This is a genomic window from Chitinimonas sp. BJB300 (assembly GCF_002735695.1).
Lineage (GTDB): Bacteria > Pseudomonadota > Gammaproteobacteria > Burkholderiales > Chitinimonadaceae > Chitinimonas.
Genome location: NZ_PDZH01000043.1, coordinates 1 through 24,816 on the forward strand (window position 1 = coordinate 1; position 24,816 = coordinate 24,816).

Annotated in this window: 16 protein-coding genes; 3 read left to right on the forward strand and 13 right to left on the reverse strand. The window is 57.6% G+C overall.

All coding sequences use genetic code 11. The features are described 5' to 3' along the window. Positions 1 to 226: 226 nt before the first annotated feature. Positions 227 to 1,009, reverse strand: a complete 783-nt coding sequence (locus tag CSQ89_RS09220; protein ID WP_099405873.1) for an inositol monophosphatase family protein — start codon at positions 1,007 to 1,009, stop codon at positions 227 to 229. Positions 1,010 to 1,178: 169 nt separating this feature from the next. On the opposite strand from CSQ89_RS09220, the gene CSQ89_RS09225 reads away from it, so the two are divergent. Next, positions 1,179 to 1,955, forward strand: a complete 777-nt coding sequence (locus CSQ89_RS09225; protein ID WP_099405874.1) for an RNA methyltransferase — start codon at positions 1,179 to 1,181, stop codon at positions 1,953 to 1,955. 60 nt (positions 1,956 to 2,015) lie between these two features. Here CSQ89_RS09225 and astE read toward each other — a convergent pair whose 3' ends face one another. From astE to CSQ89_RS09285, 12 genes are all read right to left on the reverse strand, one after another. Beyond that, positions 2,016 to 2,990 carry a succinylglutamate desuccinylase gene (astE, locus tag CSQ89_RS09230; protein WP_099405875.1) on the reverse strand — a complete coding sequence of 325 codons (975 nt, stop codon included), beginning with the start codon at positions 2,988 to 2,990 and terminating at the stop codon, positions 2,016 to 2,018. 4 nt (positions 2,991 to 2,994) lie between these two features. Continuing rightward, positions 2,995 to 4,341, reverse strand: a complete 1,347-nt coding sequence (astB, locus tag CSQ89_RS09235; protein ID WP_099405876.1) for an N-succinylarginine dihydrolase — start codon at positions 4,339 to 4,341, stop codon at positions 2,995 to 2,997. A 223-nt stretch (positions 4,342 to 4,564) separates the two neighbouring features. Next, the gene (astD, locus tag CSQ89_RS09240; protein ID WP_099405877.1) at positions 4,565 to 6,046 is read right to left on the reverse strand and encodes a succinylglutamate-semialdehyde dehydrogenase; all 1,482 of its coding nucleotides are present in this window, start codon (positions 6,044 to 6,046) and stop codon (positions 4,565 to 4,567) included. Between the two features lie 81 nt (positions 6,047 to 6,127). Further along, complete coding sequence (gene astA, locus CSQ89_RS09245; RefSeq protein WP_099405878.1) at positions 6,128 to 7,147, reverse strand: arginine N-succinyltransferase; 1,020 nt, start codon at positions 7,145 to 7,147, stop codon at positions 6,128 to 6,130. Between the two features lie 17 nt (positions 7,148 to 7,164). Next, the gene (locus CSQ89_RS09250; protein WP_099405892.1) at positions 7,165 to 8,172 is read right to left on the reverse strand and encodes an arginine N-succinyltransferase; all 1,008 of its coding nucleotides are present in this window, start codon (positions 8,170 to 8,172) and stop codon (positions 7,165 to 7,167) included. Between the two features lie 28 nt (positions 8,173 to 8,200). Further along, positions 8,201 to 9,412, reverse strand: coding sequence for an aspartate aminotransferase family protein (locus CSQ89_RS09255; RefSeq protein ID WP_099405879.1), 1,212 nt, complete (start codon positions 9,410 to 9,412; stop codon positions 8,201 to 8,203). A gap of 137 nt (positions 9,413 to 9,549) precedes the next feature. Then, positions 9,550 to 10,539, reverse strand: coding sequence for a GlxA family transcriptional regulator (locus tag CSQ89_RS09260; RefSeq protein WP_099405880.1), 990 nt, complete (start codon positions 10,537 to 10,539; stop codon positions 9,550 to 9,552). Between the two features lie 2 nt (positions 10,540 to 10,541). Next, on the reverse strand, positions 10,542 to 11,309 hold the full coding sequence (locus tag CSQ89_RS09265; RefSeq protein ID WP_308418135.1) for an ATP-binding cassette domain-containing protein: 768 nt from the start codon (positions 11,307 to 11,309) through the stop codon (positions 10,542 to 10,544). Positions 11,310 to 11,382: 73 nt separating this feature from the next. Further along, positions 11,383 to 12,501, reverse strand: coding sequence for a succinylglutamate desuccinylase/aspartoacylase family protein (locus CSQ89_RS09270; protein ID WP_099405881.1), 1,119 nt, complete (start codon positions 12,499 to 12,501; stop codon positions 11,383 to 11,385). 7 nt (positions 12,502 to 12,508) lie between these two features. After that, positions 12,509 to 13,222 (reverse strand): ABC transporter permease, encoded by a 714-nt coding sequence (locus tag CSQ89_RS09275; RefSeq protein WP_199065366.1) that lies wholly within the window; start codon positions 13,220 to 13,222, stop codon positions 12,509 to 12,511. A 2-nt stretch (positions 13,223 to 13,224) separates the two neighbouring features. Beyond that, positions 13,225 to 13,926, reverse strand: a complete 702-nt coding sequence (locus CSQ89_RS09280) for an ABC transporter permease (RefSeq protein ID WP_099405883.1) — start codon at positions 13,924 to 13,926, stop codon at positions 13,225 to 13,227. A gap of 379 nt (positions 13,927 to 14,305) precedes the next feature. Further along, a complete protein-coding gene (locus CSQ89_RS09285; protein ID WP_099405884.1) occupies positions 14,306 to 15,082 on the reverse strand; it encodes an ABC transporter substrate-binding protein in 777 nt (258 codons plus the stop codon). Positions 15,083 to 15,479: 397 nt separating this feature from the next. Here CSQ89_RS09285 and CSQ89_RS09290 point away from each other — a divergent pair, with 397 nt between their 5' ends. Both CSQ89_RS09290 and CSQ89_RS09295 read left to right on the forward strand, forming a co-directional pair. Further along, a complete protein-coding gene (locus CSQ89_RS09290) occupies positions 15,480 to 20,258 on the forward strand; it encodes an NAD-glutamate dehydrogenase (RefSeq protein ID WP_099405885.1) in 4,779 nt (1,592 codons plus the stop codon). A gap of 207 nt (positions 20,259 to 20,465) precedes the next feature. Next, positions 20,466 to 24,791 (forward strand): response regulator, encoded by a 4,326-nt coding sequence (locus CSQ89_RS09295; RefSeq protein WP_099405886.1) that lies wholly within the window; start codon positions 20,466 to 20,468, stop codon positions 24,789 to 24,791. Positions 24,792 to 24,816 lie beyond the last annotated feature (25 nt).

The following is a 24,816-nucleotide window of genomic DNA, read 5'->3' on the forward strand; positions in this document are numbered from 1 at the left end:
CGGCAGCGCCTTCTATCCGGTTCTTGTCCATCGGCTCGCGGTTTACGATCCACGCTTCCTTCCCACGCTCGGTCGCCCTCACGCAGTTGCGCTTCACTTCGTTCGCTGTGATCAACTTACGGCGGGAATTCCACCCGCAGGAGTGCGCCCATGCTGGGCGCACATACGCAAAAGCCCGCACGGCTAACCACCGTGCGGGCTTTTTGTGTTAGTACCTGTCCGCTATTTACTTGCCGGGTGCCTGCAGTGTTTGCAGCAGTTGAGCAAATGCGCGAGGCGTGCCGGACACCACATCACCGCTTTCCATAAAGTTGCCCTCACCGTTCAAATCGGTAATCAACCCCCCGGCCTCCAATACCAGCAGGCTACCGGCCGCGATATCCCACGGTTGCAGGCCCATTTCCCAAAATGCGTCGTAACGGCCGCAGGCAATATACGCCAAGTCTAGCGCGGCAGAACCCGGGCGGCGCACGCCAGCCGACTTCTGAATCACCTCACCCAGCTGCTTTAAGTAAAGGTCCAGTTTGCCAAATTTGGAATACGGAAAACCGGTGCAAACCAATGAATCCGCCAATTCCTTGGTCTTGGAAACACGGATACGGCGATCATTCAGGAAAGCCCCCGAGCCACGGGTAGCGGTAAACAGGTCGTTACGGTTCGGGTCGTAAATCACAGCCTGCGTGACTTGACCTTTGTGCGCCAAGGCAATCGAAATACAGTATTGCGGTACGCCATGCAGGAAATTGGTGGTGCCATCGAGTGGGTCGATAATCCAGACATCGTCGCTATCTCCGCGGGAACCGCCCTCTTCAGCTAGAATCGCGTGCTTGGGGTAGGCTTCCAGCAGTGTGTCGACAATGGCTTTTTCAGAAGCGCGATCGACTTCGGTAACAAAGCTGTTGTGATCCTTGCTTTCGATACGCAGGTGGTCGACGTTGTTGGACGCCCGTTGAATAACGGAGGCTGCGCGGCGGGCGGCTTTAATGGCCGTATTAAGCATCGGATGCATGGCTGAGTCCTTGAAGCAAAGAAGTGAGCTCCCTGCCGGGGAAGGATAGACGAGCCAGCCAACGGACGTTGGCAGGGCATGCGATGCGGCAGGAAGCAAAGAACAATAGAAACGGCGTCGGTCCGAACCGACGCCGTTGATTTCTGGCAATTTTACGCGAAGTCAGCGAATGAATAAACCCGCAATCCAAAGTTTGGACAAAGTCCGCATCGTGCTTTCGCACACCAGCCTTGCACGCAATATCGGCAGCGTGGCGCGCGCCATGAAAACCATGGGGTTGACCCGGCTATATCTGGTCAATCCAAAGCATTTCCCCGACGACGAGGCGGTTACGCTCGCTTCAGGTGCAGCGGACGTGCTTGATCGCGCCATTGTCGTCAGCACCCTTGAAGAAGCCCTTGCCGGCTGCACGCAAACCGTGGCCACCTGCCCGCGCGTGCATGAGCTCAGCGTGCCGCGCCACAACCCACGCCAAATCGCCCCCATCCTGATCGAACACGCCCACCTCGGCGAAGAAGTCGCGATTGTCTTCGGCACAGAGATGTCCGGGATGACCAACGAGGAAGTGCGCAGTTGCAACCGCTTGGTCACCATTCCGACCAATCCCGACTTTTCTTCGCTGAATCTGGCGCAGGCTGTACAAATCCTGGCGTACGAACTGCGTTGTGCAGTGGACGATGACATCAGCCATCTGGAAGAAAAACCCCAACTGGCGGCGCACGATGATATCGAACGCTTCTACACCCACCTTGAACAGACACTGGTGCAGCTGGAATTTTTAAACCCGGACAATCCCAAGCGGCTTATGCCGCGGCTACGGCGTATGTTTGGCCGTATTCAACTGGAAAAACTGGAGGTGGATATCTGGCGTGGTATTTTGCGTGCGGTGCAGGAAGGCCCTCACCAGAAGCCCAATGCTTCAAAGCCTGGGGCCGTGGCCAAATAAATGTAAATAGACCACCATTGATGCCATGGCGGCCTATTGACGCGACGCTGCGAACCGCCGCTACAACGCTGTCGGCACCACCAGCAAGCCCGCACGCAAGCCATTCTTGACCTTACGATTCGGGAAGACAATGCGTGCGCCGGGTTCTTCTACGATGAAACGATTGTCCCCATCCTCGGCCAATACATACCCTTCGGCCAACTCGGTGAAATTTTCCACCGCATCATCCAGGTTCAGCACAAATGCATCGGTCTGCTTGATGACTTCACGCGCCACCTGGTAGAGAGCGGGCTGGGCTTGAGACGAATAGTCTAGCCGCTCGCCGCTCAGCAATCGTCGCAACTCGGCTTCAAGCAAATCCAGGTTCACACCTTCGTTCTGCCCAAAAGGCTGGGCTTTGCCCAACTCCAGGGTAAAACCCTGTGCACCACAATACTGACGGGTGAAATACGAGAACGTCGGCGATGGCTTGGGCTGCAACAGCACCGCCTCAATACCACAAGCCGCAAGACGAGCAATCTCGTCCGTATCGAAGGCTTGCTCGTGCGGGAAAGGATAGATCGCGAATTTCTCGATCTTGGAACCACGAATTGCGGTGTGCAGGTCGTAATGCAACTTCCAACGCGTGCCCGACTGGGCGAAAAAGGCTTTGGCGACGGCTTCCAGTTCACGCGCTCGGCAGGCTGCGGGGCCCTCTCCCGTTTGCGCGGCTGGCTTTCCGAAGAGGCGATTCAGATCGTCATCAAGATAGCGCTCATTACGGCGAATCGCCTCCGGGTTGCCGAACGCAAACAGCACGCGGGCCCTGGGTATCAGCGCCCCATCCAAAATTGCCTGCAACAACTTGGCTGCCAGTTCAATCGGCGCGGTTTCATTGCCGTGAATACCGCTGGAGATAAACAGGTCAAACACCGGAGTGAGTGGTTCGATCGCGATCAAACCTTCACCCAGCATGGTTACGCGCGTACCACCCGGCACGGTGGCAGGCCAATGCTGGTCAGCGTTGCCAGCAAGCAATTGGGCGAGGTAGTTCATAGGCTCAAGACCACTGGAAGGGATAAACCGACCCCAATTTGAGGATCTGGGTCAACTCATCCAACGCTGAACGGCATTCCACCAGCAATTGCGGGTCGGCCAAGTCCGTCGCACTCAAGCGATCCCGATAGTGTTTGTTCACCCAGGTGTTGAGGGTGGCAAACAAGGATTCATTCATCAATACGGCAGGGTTGACCGCTGCCAACTCTTTCTCGCTCATCGCCACGCGCAAGCGCAGGCAAGCCGGGCCGCCACCGTTCTGCATCGACTGCTTGAGGTCGAACACCTTGATCTGATCAATCGGCCCCCCGCTGGTGGTCAGCTTGTTCAGGTAGGCCCATACCCGCTCGATATTGCGCGACTCTTCCGGCACCACAATGGTCAGCTTGCCATCCGCACGGCTCAATAGCTGGCTGTTGAACAGGTAGGACTTTACCGCTTCTTCCACGCTAACCTCGGCTGCCGGCACTTCAATGGCGGCAAACTTCCCGCCAACCGATGCCAGCTTGCGGTCCAGCTCGGCCAACACCTCGGCTTGATTCAAAAACGACTTTTCGTGGTGAAACAGCACATTGCCATTGCCCACCGAAATCACGTCGTTATGAAACACGCCCTTGTCGATTGTGTCTGGGTCTTGTTGGGCGTAGACCACCAACTCATCCTTCAAGCCATGCAGTCGGGCGATGGCCTGGCTGGCTTCCAGCGTTTGGCGGGCAGGGAATTTCTGTGGCTTGGGATAGCGTCCATCAAACGCCGCCTGTCCAAACACAAAGAACTCCACACCGGGCTTGTCGTATTCAGCGCAGAAACGGGTATGGTTGGCCGCGCCTTCATCACCAAAGTGCATCTGGGCAGGCAAGGCTGGATGATGCGCGAAATGGCGCTCATCGCGGAACATCGCTTGCAGAATACGCCCCGTCGTGGGGTGCTCGATGCTGCGGTGAAACTTGTTGTTCAGATTGGCCGGGGTGAAATGGATGCGGCCGTCAACGGTATCGGCGCTGGGCGAGACCGTGGCCGCATTGGCGGTCCACATGGTCGAAGCTGACGAGCAAGCCGCCAGAATCGCCGGCGCTTCCTTGGCGACCTTGGCGATCACTTCCGCATCGCTGCCCGCAAAGCCCAATTGCCGTAATGCCGGCAGATTCGGCCGCTCGTGCGGGGCCAGCACACCTTGCTTGAAACCTGCATCATGCAGGGCTTTCATTTTAGCAAGGCCTTGCAAAGCCGCCTGCTTGGGGCTGGCGACTGCGTTTTGATTACCGGTGGAGGCGACATTGCCGAAACTCAGACCGGCATAGTTATGGGTTGGACCAACCAGACCATCAAAATTTGCTTCAAATGCACTCATGTCTTCACTCCGTTGAAAGCGAGGCATTACGGCCGCAAAGCGGCCTACCCTGCCTTACCACAAGCCTCAAGCCATCTAAGAACCTGTCTAAAGTCTGCTGCCCGTCGGCAATCTGGCGTTGAAAACGTCCTCGGAATGCTCATTTACTCTGTGTAAACTCCGCTTCCTCGGCTGTTTTCGCCTTATCTTGCCTTAGCTCGCGAAACTTTAGAAAGGTTCTAAGTCACAGGGTCATGCCGACTGGCAGCGTGGCGGGCACGACCAGATTGGGCGTTTCCAGCCCTGCCACCGGATAACTGCAATAGTCCGCCGCGTAATAGGCGCTGGCGCGGTGATTACCACTGGCCCCTACCCCCCCGAATGGCGCTGCGCTGGATGCCCCGGTCAACTGCTTGTTCCAGTTGACGATGCCGGCGCGACTTTCCTGCCAGAACTGCGTATACAGCGCTTTGCTATCCGACAACAAGCCCGCAGCAAGGCCAAAACGGGTCGCATTGGCCAACTCAATTGCGTCATCAAAATCGGCGTAGCGCTGCACCTTCAGCATTGGCCCGAAGTGTTCCTCATCAACCAAGTCTCTCACCGCCGTTACATCGAGAATACCGGGCGAAAGCAAGGCCGTACCGGCTTCCAGGCACCGCATCGCCAGCATCAGCTTGGCGCCACGTTGAATCAGATCGGCTTGCGCAGCCAGCAAATGGTCTGCGGCGGCAATCGATATCACCGCGCCCATGAAGGGCTGTTCCACATCATCCCACCGGCCCACTTTCAATCCACGGCTTACTTCAACCAAGCGCGCAAGAAAGGCATCGCCAGCAGCACCTGTTGGCACAATCAAGCGGCGTGCACAGGTGCAGCGCTGGCCGGCTGAGATAAAGGCCGATTGAATCGTCTGGAACACCGCTGCGTTGATGTCGGCTACGTCTTGCACGATTAAGGGGTTATTGCCCCCCATTTCCAGCGCCAGAATCTTGTCTGGGTTACCTGCAAACTGCTTGTGCAGGTAATGGCCTGTGTTGCTCGACCCGGTGAAGAAAAGACCATCGATACCGATATGCCCGGCCAATGCCACGCCCGTATCTTTTGCACCCTGCACCATTTGCAGCACACCCGCTGGCAAGCCGGCTTTTTCCCATAGCTCAACCATTTTGTGCGCCACGCCCGGCGTAAGTTCGGACGGCTTTAAAATAACGCAGTTGCCCGCCAGCAAGGCCGGCACGATATGGCCGTTAGGTAAATGGCCCGGGAAGTTGTACGGACCGAACACCGCCACCACACCATGCGGGCGATGGCGCAGCACAGCCTGGGCGTCACCCATCGTGCTTTCCTTTTCACCTGTACGTTCGTGATAGCTCTTCACCGAGATATCGACCTTGCCCACCATGGTGGTGACTTCCGTCAATGCCTCCCAACGGGGCTTGCCAGTTTCGACACCGATTGCGTCAGCCAGCGCCGCCTTATGCTCGTTCAACAGTTCGGCAAAGCGGCGTACAATGGCTTCGCGCCGGGCAAAGCCCAGATCACGCCATGCCTTGAAGGCAGCGCGCGCGGCTTTGACCGCGGTATCGACCTGCTCTACCGTGGCAGCCTGCCCCTGCCAGACGATTTGCTGGGTAACCGGATTCCTGGAATCAAAAGGCTGGCCAAGGCCGGCTTGCCACTCACTGTTGATGTAGGAGCGGCCGTTGATGGATAGCTGCGTCATGGTGGTTTCCTATTCCCTATTCACGGCGTCTACCGCAGGCTTGTGCTGCCAACACAGCCATCGGCAATGGATATAGTGGCTTCAGCCTCGTGTCGACAACAACACAGCGCGTACACTGGCACCCGGCTCGATCCCCAAGCGTTCAATGATGTCTCTGGCCAGGGGCAAGCCGGCCGGCGTCGGCTCGGTCTGCGCCAAACACACACGGAAGTCCTCCAACTGGCGATTGGCAACCAGCCAGCTGCGTCCCGCGGTCGTGTCTTCCGGCTTGGCGGTATAGGTCTTACTTTCGCGCACAGCGCGGATATCACTCAACGTACACTCGATGGTCGGCCCCGCGTCGAAGATGTCCACATAATGGTTGTAGCGAAAGCCTTCGCTTTCCAGCATTGCCAGCGCCGGCTTGGTGTTGTCGTGCACCTGGCCGATGACCGCGCGTGCCGCTTCGCTCAGGAAGGCGGCATAGACCGGATGCTGCGGCATCAGCTCGGCGATAAAGGCTTTCTGGCCTATGCCGGTGAGGTAGTCCGCTTCTGAAAATTCCATCTTGAAGAAATGCCGCCCCAGGCTTTCCCAAAAGGGCGAATAACCTGCGTCGTCCGACACGCCACGCATCTCGGCGATCACCTGGCTATCAAAGCGCTCAGGAAATTCCGCCATAAACAGAAAACGGCTTTTTGAAAGCAGACTACCGTTGCTGTCACGGCGGTATTCCGGCTGTAGAAAGAGCGAACAAAGCTCGGCCCTACCGGTCAGGTCGTTGGTCAAAAACAAGGTGTCGAGCTTGCGGTAGACGCCGATCTCGCGCGAGCTATGCACCGAGAGGCCAACCCGATAGTTGTACCAGGGCTCGGTTGCCCCCACCGCACCTTCAATACCGCAAATCCCGGCCACATGGCCCGCCTGCTCGTCGTCCTCGAGGACAAAGACAAAACTGGAATCCGCCGGATTCACCGGACCGGCAGCTGCCGCCAAGGAGCCCTCAATGCGGCGGCTTAGGCGCTCTTCGTTGACCGGCAGCGTGGTGACGCCCACACCGGTACTGCGTGCCAATTGAATCAGTGCCGCCAAGTCGTCGCGGCGGATGGAACGTACCCGCATATGATTTTCCTTGTGGCCTATAGCGGTGCAATGCGCACCGTATCGCCGGTTTTCAATCCCAGTGCGGTCAACACGGTCTGCGACACAACCAGACTGTCATTAACCAACTGTGCATCGGCAACCGTACAGCGGTAATCAGCCAGGGACGTGGTGGCAAGCAAATAGGGCGTCTTGCCCCCGTCGCCAGCCACAAGCTGGATGAGACGGCTTTGGGCAATCGTACGAATCGCCGCTGTACGCGCGTATAGGGTAGGGCCGCCATCGAAGATATCAACGTAGTTCTCGGTCTCGAAACCTTCACGCGTCAATACATCAAATGGGACCGCCGAGGCCGGGTTGATCTGCCCCATCACTTCCTGGGCCTCGTCACCCAGCAACGGCACATAGATAGGATGCTGCGGCATCAATTCCGAAATGAACTTACGTCCTTTGACGCCACAGTAGAACTCGGCCTGCTGGTAGTCGATACCAAAGAAATTCCGCCCGACCGCATCCCAGAACGGGCTGGAACCATCGGCACGATTCACCCCCAGCATCTCAGATACCACCCCTTGGGCGAAGCGTTCAGGCCATTGGGCAATAAACAGCAGGCGGGCACGCGAAAGCAGGTCGCTCCACGGTGTGAAATCGAGCGCATCACGGCAATAGAAGCCATTCAACAACGTATTGCCGGTCAGGTCGTGACACAGCGACAACGCATGCACCTTGTTGTGGATGCCCAGGCCCGGCGACGCATGAATCAGGGTTTCATTGCGATAACTGTAAAAAGGCTCGTTGAAACCGGCCGACGCAACAATGCCGGACACACCGGCCACCTCACCGGTCGCGGTATCTTCCAAAACAAAGAAATAACGCTCTTCACCGTGGAAGGACACATCAGCCGCAAAGGAATCGAGCGAGGCTTGGATGCGTTTGTACAGCGCCTCCCGGTTATCGGGCAGCGACGTCACCCCGGCAGGGCTCTGTGTGGCAAGCACTTCCACCCCGGGTAGGTCTGACAGGCGGCTGGGACGCAATACAAGCACGCGTTCGGCTCCACTGGATGGGTTGAGGTTATTGGCCAATCAGCGTACCGATGGCTTGCTCGAAGCGGTCCAGGCCCGCATCTATATCGGCATCTGGTATCACCAGACTGGGGGCAAAGCGCACGACTTCCGGGCCCGCCTGCAACACAATCACACCGGCCTTGGCCGATGCGACGACAAAGTCTTTGGCGCGACCTTTGTAAGCGTCGCTCAACACTGCCCCCACCAATAGGCCCATGCCTCGCACTTGCGAAAACACGCCCGTCTTGGCGGCAATCGCATTCAAACGGGCCACAAGGCGTTCGTGCTTGCTGCGGATGCCCGCCAATACTGCCGGGGTGTTGACCACATCAAGCACCGCTTCAGCCACCGCGCACGCCAGCGGATTACCGCCATAGGTGGAACCATGCGTACCCACGCCAAAATGCTTGGCGATCGTCTCGGTAGTCAGCATCGCACCGATGGGGAAGCCACCACCCAAAGACTTGGCCGAGGTCAGGATATCCGGCGTCACGCCGTATTCCATGTAGGCATACAGTGCACCGCTACGGCCGACCCCCGTCTGCACTTCATCGAATACCAGCAAAGCGCCATGCTGAGTACAGAGCTTACGCGCGGCTTGCAGATATGCCTTGGTGGCTGGCAGCACGCCACCTTCGCCCTGCACTGGCTCAATGACCAAGGCCGCGGTCTTGTCCGAGATGGCTGCCTTCAAGGCATCGATATCGTTGTAGGCGATATGCTTTACACCCTGCGGGCGTGGACCAAAGCCATCGGAATACTTGGGCTGACCACCCACGGTGACGGTAAAGAAGGTACGACCATGGAAGGAGTTGGTCGTCGAGATGATGTCGTACTTCTCGGCACCACCCACGTCGATCGCATATTTGCGCGCCAGCTTGAAGGCGGCTTCGTTGGCCTCGGCCCCCGAGTTGCAGAAAAACACGCGGTCGGCAAACGTCGCCGCCACCAGCTTCTTGGCCAGACGCAATGCCGGCTCGTTGGTCAGCCCGTTCGAGACATGCCAAACCTTGTTTGCCTGCTCGGTTAGCGCCTTCACCAATGCAGGGTGGGCGTGGCCCAACGCATTCACAGCAATGCCACCGGCAAGGTCAATGTATTCGCGGCCGGTCTGGTCCCACACGCGAGAACCCTCGCCGCGTACCGGAATGTAATCGGCCGGGGCGTAATTGGGCACCATGACTTGGTCAAAGTCGGCGCGGGTAACGGTTTGGCTCATGTTGAACGTCCTTTCAATCAATGATTGCTGCTTATTCTAAGGAGGTCGCCACGCAATTGATTACCGGATTGCGACATCTAACACGCTTCTATTGACATTCACCGCCCAAAATTATCAGGCGATGCCTCAGTTATTTTTCAAGCCGCGTCACTTCGCACCGATCCACGCTGGCGGTCTTCACGTGGGGTAACGGCAAAATGGTTGCGATAGGCGCTGGAAAAATGCGGGCCGCTGGAAAAACCACAGGACAACCCTATCTGGATGATGGAACCGGATGTCTGCCGCAACATCTGTCGCGCACGATTCAGACGTAGCTCAAGGTAGTACTGCGAGGGCACCCGGTCGAGGTGTTGCTTGAACAGTCGCTCCAGCTGGCGGCGCGAAACACATACATGCTGGGCAATTTCGTCCGTGGTCAGCGGTTCTTCCAAATTGGCTTCCATCAACATCACCGCCTGTACTAGCCGGGGCTGGTTGCTACCTACGCGGTTGGACAACGGAATTCGCTGGCGGTCATCGCGGCCCCGAATACGCTCCAGCAACAGGTGTTCTGCCACGCTGGCAGCCAGTTCAGTGGTGTGGTGGCGCGCCAGCAGATGCAGGAACATGTCGGCAATCGCCATGCCGCCGCCACAGGTTGCGCGGTCCTTATCGACCTCGAACAGCGCCGACGAGGCAATCACATTGCCATGCCGGTTGGAAAAGGATTCCAACAAAGACCAATGCACCGTGGCCCGGCATTGGTTCAACAAGCCTGCTGCCGCCAACCAGAACGCGCCAGCATGCCAAGCGCCGATCACCCCTTGCTGGCGGCCCAGCATCACCAGCGCTGCCACCACAGGATCATGAACCGATAATGACTTGGGGTGTTCGGAGGCAGCCACGAACAACAAGGGATAGTTGGCATCCGCCCGCAGCGCCTCATCCACCACTTGTGCCCTGCCCTGTCTGGACAACACCGGCTCGCCCTCCATAGACAGCAAGACCAGTTGGTAGAGCGTGGCTTCTGCCAAGCGATTCGCTTCGCCCACGCAGTCTTGCAGCAAACCCAATTCACCCGCCAGGAACCCCGGCAACAACAACACGCCCAAGCGCTGGGTAAGGGGCTTGTCGGCGTAATCAAACATGGCTACTTCAGGCTTCCCTTAAGAAATTGTTGCAGGCGCTCGCTTTGCGGGTTTACCAGCACTTCTTTCGGGTCTCCCTGTTCCTCGATCACCCCCTTGTGTAAAAAGATGACGTGGTTGGACACCTCGCGCGCAAAGGCCATTTCATGGGTCACAACCACCATGGTGCGGCCTTCCTCAGCCAGCGCCCTCATCACGCGCAGCACCTCGCCGACCAGCTCAGGGTCTAGTGCCGATGTTGGCTCATCGAACAACATCACTTCCGGCTCCACCGCCAGCGCCCGCGCAATCGCCACCCGTTGCTGCTGCCCACCCGACATATGCGCCGGGTATTTGTCTTCCACCTCCTTCAGGCCCACCTTGTCGAGGTATTTGCGCGCCCGCGCAATCGCCTCATCCTTGGGCAGCTTCAGGACATTCACCGGCGCTTCAATGATGTTTTCGAGCACCGTCATATGCGCCCAAAGGTTGAAGTGCTGGAACACCATGGCAAGCTTGGCGCGCATCATCTGCAATTGGCGCTCGTCGGCTGCCTTGAACATGCCGTCCCGGGCGGTAACCAGTTTCATCTCCTCGCCCGCCACGGTGATGCGGCCTGCATGCGGGCGCTCCAGCATATTGATGCAACGCAGGAAAGTGCTCTTGCCCGAACCCGAAGAGCCGATGATGCTGATGACGTCGCCTGCATTGGCAGTGAGCGACACCCCCTTCAACACCTCATGGGTGCCATAGCTCTTATGCAGGTTTTCGACAGATAGCTTGATGCTCACGTTCTCTCCAATATTTATTCATACCCGGCCCGGCCAATTTAAAATACCGGCCCGGCCTAATGTCTGCCGCTGATCAAGCGCCCAACAGCGGGCCGCTTCGGAAAGCCACCTTGCCTGCGACTTTGCACAGGTCCATGCCGGCGGTGGCATAGCGGACGATACTGCGCGCATACAACACGCCACTGACCGTCGCACACACGGTGCTGATGACGTCGGATAACGGGTCGATCACCTCAGCCACCGCCTCGCCGACATTGATGTAATCGCCCGGCTGCTTGAGGAACACCAACACACCTGCATGGGGAGCAGACAGCGTTTCCGAGCCAGCCAGCGGCGTGGGCTCGCACAACGCAGCAGGCAACGCCGGCGCGGGGCCGGCAACAACACCGCGATGCTGCAGGAAGGTAATCAGATTCATCGCATCCTGCTCGGCCACGGGGTGATACACCTCGGTTTCACCGCGTAATTCAACCGTGGCGGAAAAGCACGCCAACGGAATCGGAAAACGGCCGGCAAAACGCTCGGCCAATTGCCACCAATGTCCACTCAATGCTTCGTCGAACGACGCCCCGCCTGAGCCCTTGGCTAACAACACAGCCCGCGCGCCCAGAAAGCGATTCAAGGGTTCGGCCTGTGGTAGATATGGGGTTTCGGTATAGAGATGCATCACCGCTTCAAAATCGCAGTGCAGGTCCAGCACCACATCGGCATCGCAAGCCATGGTCACCAGCGTATGGCGCAAGGACGCCAACTCAGTGGCAGGCTGGATAGCGCGCAGGGCCTCTGCCATGGCTGTACGGATAGCGCGCTTGTTCGCCTCAGCATCGTTCCCGAGGCGGCTTTCGATTTGATCCCCCAGTAACGCCAGAAAGTCGGGGTATTGCCGGTTGAAGTTCTCGCCACCGGCAAAGTCGAAACGCCCCAGCTGGCCATGCATGAGGGTCTGGCTGAGTCCGATCGGATTGGCTACCGGCACGACCACCACCTCCCCCAACAATGCGCCGCTGGCTTCCAACGCCGCCAGCTTCTGTTTGAGGTGATACAGCACCAACATGCCAGGCAATTCGTCAGCATGCAGGCTGGCCTGCATATAGACTTTCTGCCCTCGGCCCGGCTGGCCGTAATGAAAGCTGAGCAATTCGCGTTGAGTCCCCACGCTGGGGCTCAGCAAGGCGTGGCGTTTCACTTGCATGGTTTTATCAGGCCTTACGTGGTTGCAGATAGGCCAGCCATCGGTGCTCGGCCAGCTTGAACAGTCCCACCAGGGTGAAAGTCAGGGTCAGGTAGATGACACCCGCCGTAATAAACGCCTCAAAAGGCAGGTAGTAATCAGAGTAGACGCTGCGCGCCGCATTCGTGATGTCCATCAAGGCCGGCACCGTACTGGCCAGCGATGTGCCATGCAGCATCATGATGACTTCATTGGAATAGGCAGGCAGTGTACGGCGCAAGGCTGAAGGCAGAATAATGCGGCGCATGGCCTGCCAGGGCGTCATCCCCATAGCTTTGGCGGCTTCCAGCTCGCCATGATTGGTATCGCGGATAGCACCAGCCAGCATCTCGGTTGTGTAAGCACAGGTGTTCAACGTAAACGCCAGCACACAGCAGAACAGCGCATCTTTGAAAGGTTTGAACAGGGCGACGGTATCCCAGTTGTTCTGCACGATATCGAGTTGCGCCACGCCGTAGTAGATCAGATAAACCTGGATAAGCATCGGCGTGCCGCGCATCACGTAGGTGTACAGCCACACGGGGGTTGAAATCCAGCGGTTGCTCGACACGCGCATGATCGCCATGGGAATGGATATCAGGCCGCCGATACTGACCGAGATACACAGCAACTGCAGGCTGACCAGAATACCCTGCCAGAACAGCTTGAGAATGGCGGGTTCGAAAATGACATCAAATTGCATGATCAGAATTCCCCCCGGCGCACGCCCATTGAGTATTTCTTGTCGAGCTGCTTGAGCACCACGAGGGATACCGTGGTGATGGCCAGGTAGATTACCCCGGTGAAGAGGAAGAACAACATCGGCGCAAGCGGCGTGATACCACGGCCCGCAGCGGCTGCCTGCTTGGCGAGCATGGTCATGTCGGGCAGGCCGAGTATAGATACCAGCGCCGTGGCCTTGATCAAGACCAACCAGTTATTGGTGAAGCTGGGTAATGCAAGGCGAATCATCTGCGGCACGGTAATTCGGAAAAACACGCGCAGACTGCTCATGCCAAAGGCGGAACCTGCCTCCATCTGCCCTTTTGGAATCGCCATAATGGCGCCGCGGAACGTTTCGGTCATATAAGCGCCATAGATGAAACCAATGGTCAGCACCCCGGCAACAAACGGGTTGATCTCGACGTAATCCGTATAGCCTACTGACTCCAATCCTTTGTTCAGGAATATCTGGCCACCGTAGAAAATCAGCAGCATCAAGACGAGATCGGGAATACCACGAATCACCGTGGAGTAGATGCCCGCCAGCCAATTCAGCGGTTTGCTCGGCGACAGTTTGGCGGTTGCGCCCAACAAGCCCAGCACAACCGATACCGCGAGCGAACCCAAGGCGACTTCGAGCGTCAGCACCGAGCCCTTCAGGATATTAAATAAGTACTCTTCCATCTTTGATCTCTACACCGCCTAAAGGGAATGCGGCCTGGCTAGGCGATGCCAGGCTACTGTGGACATGCATTGGGCAACCCATACTTCCGAGCAATCTTCCCCCGCGTCAGGGAAAATCGGACTCGCCCGCACGACCAGGGAACCAGCGTCACTAACTGACGATTTACTGAATAAGTAATGAAGTATGAATCGTACGAAAGTACTGCGAAAGCCCGTATGGCAACTACCGCCATACCTGGCTGATAAAGAGAGCCGCGCAAAGCGACGCAATCAAGAATAGATGCGCCACCCGCGCTCGAACATCAGGCTTTTGCCCACCTCACCGCGGCTTACCGTTTATCTGGACAAGCGCAGCCAGGTGATGCGATCAGTAGCCGGCTTACTTACCCCAAGCTTCAAAATTGAAGTATTTATCGTTAATCTTCTTCCAGACACCATTGCCGCGAATCGTGCCAATGCCCTTATTCAGCGCATCGCGCAGATCACGGTCACTCTTGCGGACGGCAATCCCCACACCCTCGCCAAAGTATTTCTGCTCGTTCAAGATGGGCCCGACAAATCCCCAGCCCTTACCGTCCGGTGTCTTCAGAAAACCTTCGTAGACTTCCACCGTATCCGCCACGGTTCCTTCCAGGCGGCCGGACTTGATATCCAGATATACCTGATCCTGGGCTTCATAAGGCACAATCACCGCGCCCATGGGTTCCAACTCGCCACGTGCGTATTTTTCCTGGGTCGACCCCTTCAACACGCCAATTTTCTTGCCCTTCAGATCAGCAGGCACATTCTTGATGCCACCACCGAGCTTCACCACGACACGCGACGGCGTGTTGTAGTACTTGCCAGTGAAATCCACGGCGCGCTTACGCTCTTCAGTAATCGACATTGACGAAATAATGGCGTCGTACTTCTTGGCATTCAGACCAGGAATCATGCCGTCCCACGCTTGCTCGACGAAAACGCACTTGGCTTTGAGCTCAGCGCACAAGGCCAAGGCGATATCGACATCAAAGCCTGTCGGTTTGCCCTCGGGTGTCTTGTAGGTGAAGGGCTTGTAGGTTGCATCGATCGCAACACGGATTTCCTTCCACTCCTTTGCCGAAGCCGCCACAGACAACGCCAGTGCGATTGCACCGAATAGCGCGGTTTTTTTCATTGCCTTACTCCTAATTATTAGATGTGCTTGAAAATATCTGGGAAGACGAAGCAAATACACGGTAATTTTCAACAAGCCAATGCCGGCCCCGATTGTAATCCTGATCTGTAGGCAAAATGGTTCCCTTAATGCGACATTTTCTTACAAACAGCGCAGCAGTCTGCAATAAGTTTAACGAACCGCCCCTTCGGGTTTTCCTCAGCTTGCTGCCACCATACCAATGCGCATGATGCCGACCGTAGCCTATAAAAATTTGTCGCATCCGCTAAAGCTGGTAGTCGAATTCCAACAGCTACAATACGCCCTGAGCCCGCATGCAGCCAGAGGCTCCAGACGCAAGTCTGTCTATACAAACGGAAACCCAAGTAGTATCCGTTTGCTGCCCACCAGGAGATAAATGAAGATGCAAAGCTTCCAAGCCAGCCTCGTAACCGACATCCAGCGCCATGCCGATGCTCGCGAGGCCGGTCCGGTCGACCTCGCCGCCCTGATCGAAATGTATTACGCCGATACCGATGCGCACGACCTATCCGGCCGCGACAGTCAGGACTGGTATGGCGCCGCCCTCGCCCACGTCAAACTCGCCGCTACGCGTAAACGCGGTGAACCGCTTGTGCGCGTCTACAACCCCAGTTTCGACGATCATCGCTGGCAAACCAGTCATACCGTGATCGAACTGGTCAATGACGACAAGTCCTTCCTGGTCGACTCGGTCAGTGTTGCACTCAATCGTCTGGGGTACGCCATCCACCTGATCATTCACCCGGTGCTGCGGGCAACGCGCGATGCGAAAGGTCGGTTGAGCAAGATCGGGGCAGGTGAAGCTGAATCCTGGATGCATCTGGAAATCGACCGTATCAGCGACAAAGCCAAACTGGATGAAATCAGGGACGAACTGATACGTGTATTGAATCAGCTGGACGACTGCGTCGAGGATTTCCCGGCCATGACGGCCAAACTCACCGAAGTCACAGCCGAATTGAAAAAGCGCAAGCCCACGGTCGAAAAAGCCGAATGGGACGAAAGCATGGCCTATCTCGACTGGCTTGCCCAAGGGCATTTCGTTTTCCTCGGGTATCGCGACTACGACCTGACAGATAGTAAAGAAGGCGTGCAACTGGCCATTGTCAAACAATCAGGTCTTGGCCTGCTGCGTGGCGAAGCCAAGGGCGCGCATTCCGCCAGCTTTGCAGCACTCCCCGCCGAGATCCGGGCGCTAGCGCGCGACAAATCGCCGCTCCTTCTGACCAAGACCAATTCTCGCTCTACTATCCATCGCGGCGCCTATCTGGACTGCGTGGGCCTCAAACGCTATGACGCCAAGGGCAATGTCATCGGTGAGCGCCGCTTTCTCGGACTCTACACCGCCAAGGCATACAGCACCCCACCGCACCAGATCCCCATGTTGCGACGCAAAATCAATGCCGTCATGGCAGCCAACCGGTTTGCGCCGCATAGTCATCGGGGCAAGACCCTGCTCAATGTGCTGGAGACTTACCCGCGCGATGAGTTGATCGAGATCAGTGTGTCTGCCCTGGCGGAAATCGCGCTGGGCATTGCCAATCTGCAAGAGCGTAGCCAGGTCCGGGTCTTTATTCGCGAAGATCTTTATCGCCGCTATGTTTCCGCCCTCGTCTATCTGCCGCGCGACAATTACACCACTGACGTTCGGCTCAAGATGCAGCAATTGTTGCTAGCGGCTTTTGGCGGCACGTCCAGCGAATTCAATGTGCTGTTGTCCGACTCGATTCTCGCCCGCATCCACTTCATGGTGCGTACGCCAGCCGGTTCCACCTTGCCTGACTACGACCCGCGTGAAATCGAGAACCAAATTGCCCATACAACGCGTCGCTGGGCGGACGATCTGCAATTGAACCTGACAACCCATGCCGGGGAAGAACGCGGCATGGCGCTGAACATCAAGTATGCCCGTAGTTTCCCAGCTGCGTATTACGCCGACTACGACGCCCGCACTGCCGTCAGCGACATCGACAAGATCGAAGCCGCACTGGCCAGCAAGCAGCTGACCATGAAGTTGATGGACGCCACACTGGCCGATCCGACCCAGCATCGCTTCAAGATCTTCCGCGAAGAGCCGATCGCGCTCAGCGACAGTCTGCCGGTGCTGGAAAACATGGGCGTACGGGTGATTGAAGAGCAGCCTTACACGCTCAAGTTTGCCGATGGTGGCCGCGCCTGGGTGACGGACATCGCCATCAAGCTGCAACAGGCTGGCCTGCTGGACGACGAAGTACGCCGTGACGCCTTCCAGCAAGGCTTTGCCGCCATCTTCGAAGGCCGCGCCGAGAACGATCGCTTCAATAACCTGATATTGCTGGCCAGCCTGGAATGGCGTCAGGTTGTATTGCTGCGTGCCTACGCCAAGTACCTCAAGCAAACCGGGCTCAATTACAGCCTCGACCATATTGCCGACCGCCTGGCGCACTTCCGCGATATTGCCCGCAATCTGGTCACCTTGTTCCTGGCACTACACGACCCGGCGTCGAAGCAACGCAAGCAGGTCGAAACCCTCAACACCAAGATCAAGGAAGCGCTGACCCACGTCCCCAGCATTGACGACGAACGCATTCTGTCCGGCTTCTTCTACTGCATCTCAGCCACCTTGCGCACCAACTACTTCCAGCCGGGCGCGGATGAAAAGGTCAAGGACTACATCAGTTTCAAGTTCGAGAGCAGCCAGATTCCGAACATGCCGCAGCCGGTGCCGCTGTATGAAATCTTCGTCTACTCGCCGCGCGTGGAAGGCATCCACCTGCGCTTCGGCAAGGTAGCCCGTGGCGGCCTGCGCTGGTCTGATCGCAAAGAAGACTTCCGTACCGAAGTGCTTGGCCTCGTCAAAGCGCAGCAAGTCAAGAACACGGTAATCGTACCGGTCGGCTCCAAAGGTGGATTTGTCCTCAAGCAAGCACCAGCCATGTCCGACCGTGAGGCCTACCAGGCCGAAGGCATTGCCTGCTACAAGACCTTTATCCGCGGCCTGCTCGACCTCACCGACAATCTGGTTGAGGGCAAGGTCGTACCGCCGAAGTCCGTACTACGCCTGGATGCAGACGACCCATATCTGGTGGTAGCGGCCGACAAAGGCACCGCCACCTTCTCCGATATCGCCAATGGTGTATCGCAAGAATATGGTTTCTGGCTCGACGATGCCTTCGCCTCCGGCGGCTCGGTCGGTTACGACCACAAAAAGATGGGTATTACCGCCAAGGGCGCATGGGAATCGGTCAAGCGCCACTTCCGTGAAATGGGGCACGACACCCAGCGCCAACCCTTCACCGTTGCCGGTATCGGTGACTTGATGGGCGATGTGTTTGGCAATGGTATGCTCCTGAGCGAGCAGATCAAGCTGGTGGCTGCTTTCAACCACCTGCATATCTTCCTCGACCCGAACCCGGACACGGCGAAGAGTTTCAAAGAACGTCAGCGCATGTTCGCCCTGCCCCGTTCCAGCTGGGAAGACTACGACCTCAAGACCATCAGCAAAGGTGGTGGCGTGTTTCTACGCAGCGCCAAGTCGATTCCACTCTCGCCGGAAATCCGCAAGGTGCTGGATGTGTCCGAAGAAGCCATGGCCCCGAACGACCTGATTCGTGCCATTTTGAAAGCACCGGTCGACCTCTTGTACAACGGCGGTATCGGCACCTACTTCAAGGCCAGCTCGCAAAGCCATGCCGAAGCCAGCGACCGCAGCAACGATGCCTTGCGCATTGATGGCCGCGAACTCCGCGCACGCGTCGTCGGCGAAGGCGGCAATCTGGGCTTCACCCAGCTGGGCCGGGTGGAATACGCCCAGAGCGGTGGGCATATCTGTACCGATGCCATCGACAACTCTGCCGGCGTTGATTGCTCTGACCACGAGGTCAATATCAAGATTCTGTTTGGCCGTCTGGTCCAGAGTGGCGACATGACCCTCAAGCAGCGCAATGCCATCCTGGCAGAGATGACCGATAACGTCGGCCTGCTGGTACTGCGCGACAACTACCTGCAAACCGCGGCCATCAGCCTGGAATTGCAGCAAGCCCAGTCGCTACTGTCGGTGCATAGCCGCTTCATGCAGAGCCTGGAAAAAGCCGGCCGCCTAAGCCGCCGTATCGAGTATCTACCCAACGATGCGCAATTGGCCGATCGCCAAGCCGCCCGCCAAGGCCTGACCAGCCCTGAGCTGGCTGTGCTGCTCGCATACGCCAAGCTCGTCCTGTTCGACCAACTGATCGCCTCGCCACTACCCGCAATGCCCGAATGGAATGCACTGCTGGAAAGCTACTTCCCGGTCAAGATGGTAGAGAAATTCAAGAAGCAGCTGCCAAGTCATCCGCTACGCAGCGAAATCGTCGCTACCGTGCTGACCAACGAATGCGTCAATCGAATGGGCATCAGCTTTGTCTTCCGTGTCGCGGAAGAAACCAACGCCAGTTCCGCTGCCATCGTGCATGCCTGGAGCCTCGCATCGCGCCTGGTACAAGCCGATAAGATCTGGAGCGAACTCGAAGCACTCGACAACAAGGTACCAACCCAAACGCAATACGCGCTGATGCTGGAAGTACGCAAGCAATTGGAACGCGTCGCGCGTTGGGTACTTAATATGCAGCTGACCGAAAGCGACGCAGAAAGCCGCATCAAGCAACTGACCGATGAAATTCCGGCGCTCCTGCCTAAGCTGGACAAATGGCTATCGGAAAAACCGCATTTCGTCACACAGCAAGATCGCCTGAAAGCCAATGGCGTGAAAGCCGATTTGGCTGCCCGCGTGGTCAACCTTGATGCCCTCCTGGCACTGCTCGATATCGCAAGGCTGGCAAGAGAAGCCAAAGCCAGCGTGGAAGACGTCGCCCAAGTGTACTTTAACCTGGAGAACGCTCTTCAGATCGATTGGCTGCGTGGTGTCGTTGATGGTTTGCCGCGTGACAATCGTTGGCAAACGCTGGCCCGGATGGCGTTCCGCGATGAGCTGTATCGCGAACATGCAAACCTGACCAAGCGCGTGTTACAACACGATGGCAAAACAACCGCCAAGAAAGTAGAGAGCTGGCTCGCTGGCCGAGATATGGCGATTGAGCATTGCAGAAAGATGTTCGAGGAATTGCGCGTGGCCGTACCCGACCTCGCCATGATCTCGGCTGCCATGCGCGAGATTCGGAGCCGATTAGCAGCGTAATCCAAGCACCGAAGCCCCGTAGTCAATCAAAAGCCACCCTTGTCCAAGGGTGGCTTTTTTACACCAGCTACCCGCTATACGGCAGCGAGAACCGACATACAGTCGGGCTCGGTCAGTAATGACTGTTAAACTCATTCGCAGCCTGCACTCGCCCCGTTGCCATACATCGCCACGAGGTTGCCCATTTGTCGATAACGCTCCATTTGCATGCTCCTCACCCAACGTTCCTATCTGCTACGCGCCCTTGTTATCGTTGCCCTATATTGGCTTGCCGCCCAAATCGGCTTTGCCTTTATCGACCAGCGCTACCTTACCCCTGTCTGGCCACCCGCGGCGGTTGCCACGGGTGCAGCGCTCTTGTACGGACCTCGAAGCCTGCTCGGGGTGGCGCTCTATATCTTTTACGATTACGTCGCCGTCAATTTCGGTGACATGGCGCGCTATGGCAACGGGCTGATAGAACCGGCCAGCATGCTGATTTCCGCCAGTGCCGTAGCTTGGCTGGCCAGACGTGAGGCGCTGGACCTGAGCTTGAGCACGCTGCGCGCCAATGTCATGCTGATGGTGATGGCGCTGCTTTACGCCGCCTGCAATGCGGGTCTTTCCACCCTGGCCTACTGTGGCTGGGCTAAGCTGCAAATCTGCACGCAGCAAGGTTGGGCCGCCCATTGGTTGCAAGCCGCCTTGGGCGACCTGTTCGGCGCACTGGTCTGCCTGCCAGCCTTGCTGTCGTGGGCGCTGCGGCTAGATCCACAGGTCCGCGCCAGACTCCCCATGCTGCCCGGCTATTGGGCTGCCCCCCTGAAGCTGACCCGGCCACAATGCGCATTTATCGCCGCTGGGGCGGCATTCACCGTGCTGGCATGGTGGCTGGCCCGCTATGCCCCCCTACCCGTCGAACTGATAGGCTTCTTCGCACTTCCCTTGTTGGTATGGGCGGCGATTCGATTCCAGCCATTGTTTGTCCACTCCACCATCCTGGTGACAGGCTTGATCACGCTGGGCCTGCAACTATCAGGGCCAGACACATCGCACCACGACCCACTGACCCAGGTGGCGTCATTGGGGCTATTTCTCCTCAGCCTCTCCACCCTCACGCTGCTGGTCAGTGTCGTGATGCAGCAGCAGCGCGACCTGGCCTCGGCACTCGCCCATCAGGTTGAACAAGCTCGGATCGAGACCCTTCTATCCGCCGCCCCTGAAGCCATCGTCAGCATCGACAGCCATTACCTCATCCGTTATTGGAATCCTGCTGCGGAAACGATATTCGGCTGGACACGTGCGGAAGCGTTAGGGCGACATATAGACAGCCTGTTACCGCTGCAAACCCTGTGCAATCGGGACAATGTCGGCATTGCCTACTTTCTTGAGCAAGGCCAGGGCACCTTGCCCGGCCAGGTTGTGGAGCTGGAAGCCGTGCATGCGCATGGCCACCGGGTACCGATTGAGTTGGCACTGACCGCCTACCAGCATGGTGAAAACCGGCATACCACCGCTTTTATTCGCGATATCTCCGAGCGTAAGCAAAACGAAGCCGCCCTGGCGGCGGCGGAAGTACGCGCCCGAGAGCTCACCGACAAACTGCCCCTGGCCGTTTTCCAGTTGCGTATCGATGCCAACGCGCCCCGGATTATTTTTGCGAATTCCCAATGGCAGGAATTTGGTTGCGCACCGGAAACCATCGTTGCCGACATCAACGAAGCCTTCAGCCTGATTGTTGCATCCGACCTGAAAAGCGTACGGGATTCAATCAACGCTGCCATCGCAGCGCGCCAACCATGGGAGCAATCATTCCGTATCCGCCGCAGCGATGGTGAACAACGCTGGGTATGGGGCGAAGCAAGGCCCAGCCTGGAGCGCGACGGCAAGCTGATCTGGAATGGCTATTGGCAGGATGTTACCGACAGCCAGCGGGCCAGTGCGGAATTGGCCAGCGCGCGCGACCTGGCACAGGACTCGCGTCAGCGACTGATTGATCTGTCGGACGCGCTGCCGCTCGCCATCTTCCAGCTGCGCCTGGAGCCCGATGGCCATCTGCACTACCCCTTCGCGAGCGCCAAGGTGCGCGACATTATCGGCGTGGAATACTACGAACTACAAAAAGACGCCACGACCCGCTGGCGTTGCATGGTAGCGGAGGACCGGATCACCGGGCAGGCATTCCTGCAGCGCGCCATTACCGACAAGACCGGCACCGACTTTGAAAGCCGGTTGCAGGTCAAAGGCAAGCTGCTGTGGGTGCATACTCGTTCTACTTGCAGCAGGCATGAGGATGGCACCTGGGTGTGGAATGGCTTCTGGATGGATGTCACCGAATCGCACCAGCAAGCCGCGGCGCTACGCGCTGCCAAGGAAGAGGCCGAAAACGCCACACATGCCAAGTCGCTTTTCCTGGCAAACATGAGCCATGAAATCCGTACGCCCATGAATGCCATCATCGGCATGGCCCATCTTGCGCAAAAAACCGCACTTTCCGCCAAGCAACGCGACTACGTGAGCAAAATCCATACGGCAGGTGTATCACTACTCGGGGTGATCAACGATATTCTCGACTTTTCCAAGATCGAAGCAGGTAGGCTGGATGTAGAGATGATTGATTTCGACCTGGACGAAGTCCTGTCCAATGTGGCCGCTATCACCAGCACCCGCGCAGAGGAAAAAGGGCTGGAATACCTGTTTGATATCCCGCGGGAAGTGCCGCGCCGGTTGAAGGGAGATCCACTGCGTCTGGGGCAGATCCTGATCAACCTGATCAACAACGCCGTCAAATTCACCGAATATGGTGAAGTACGCCTTAGCGCAAAGCTTGAAAACGCGCAGGCCAGCGGGGTGCAATTGAGTTTTTGTGTCAGCTATACCGGCATCGGCATGAGCCACGAACAGGCGGCAACGCTGTTCCAGGCCTTTCAGCAGGCAGACGGCTCCACAACGCGTCGCTTTGGTGGAACCGGGCTAGGCTTAAGTATCTCCCGCCGGCTGGTTGAAATGATGGGCGGGCAAATTTCAGTTCAGAGCATTGAAGGTCAGGGGTCCCAATTCTTGTTCAGCATTCAACTTGCCTACGGTGGCGACAAAGCACGCCCCAAACGAATTCTGCCTGCCGCCTTCAACGACATGCGGGTGCTGGTGGTCGATGACAATGAGACGGCCCGCGAGGTGCTGGTTGATGCGCTCAGTGAGATGCCATTCCATGTGGATGCCGTCGACTCGGGCGCGGCCGCCCTGCGCGCCATCCGCATTGCCGACAGCAACTCGCCGTACCGGGTCGTGCTGACCGACTGGCAGATGAAGGGAGTGGATGGGATCGAGCTGACACGTCTGGTAAAACAAGACCAGGGCCTGCAGCAAATCCCCCTGATCGTGTTGGTCACCGCCTTCGGCCGCGAAGAAGTCCGTCACCGCGCCGAGCAGGCAGCCATCGACGGCTTTTTGCTCAAGCCGGTCAACCGCTCCAGCCTGTTTGATACCCTCATCACGCTATTTGGCTCAAAGGAAGCCGAGGTCGCCGTACCCGCTTCGACCCCGGCGAAAGTGCAAGGACTAGATGGCATCCGTATTTTGCTGGTGGAGGACAACGAAGTGAACCAGCAGATTGCCGCAGAATTGCTGCAAGGCATCGGCCTTAGCATCGAAGTTGCCGGCAATGGGCAAGAAGCACTCGACAAGCTGCACCGGCAAGGTCCTGACTATTACGCCATGGTGTTCATGGACCTGCAGATGCCAGTCATGGACGGACATGAAGCCACCTTGGCGATTCGCGCCGATCGCCGCTTCGATGCCCTACCCATCGTCGCCATGACTGCCCACGCCATGGTGGAAGAACGAGAGCGCTGCCTGCGGGAAGGCATGCAGGACCATATCAGCAAGCCCATCGAACCCGATACGCTGTATGCCTGCGCACATCGCTGGGTCAACAAGCAGACGATTGCACCCACGCAACCGCCTGCCCAGGTCGGATTGCCGCAACTGGCCGGACTGGACAGCCAGGATGGCTTGCGCCGGGTGGCCGGCAATATGAAGCTCTATCGGAAATTACTGGGCCAGTATAGCGAGCGCTTTCTGCATAGTGCCGCCCGGATCCACGACTTGCTCGATACCGATCGCGAAGCGGCGGAACGCGAAGCCCATTCGATCAAAGGCGTTTCAGCCAATCTGGGCGCCCACGACATCGCTGCATTGGCGGGCGTCATCGAAGCGGGCATTGTCGCCAACGGGACGGCCGCCTCACTCGGCGAGGCGATACAAACACTGGAACGAGCCTTGCAACCACTCTGCCAAGGATTGACGCAGTGGTTCACCGCCGCCGCAACACCTGTAACAACCGCCTTGGGGCTGGTCGAGGTTGTCAAACAACTGGATTCGCAGCTTCAAAGCCAAAACCAAGCTGCACATGCCTTGGTGGAGCAACACACCACCCTGCTGCGCCAGGGCCTCGGCCATGCCTTTGCTGCAGTCGAACAAGCAGTAGCTGAACGAGACTACGCCGCTGCCCATGCGCTGCTCGGTGTGTTGGCCGGACGGGCTGGACTATAATCGACATCGGATCGAACAACCCAAT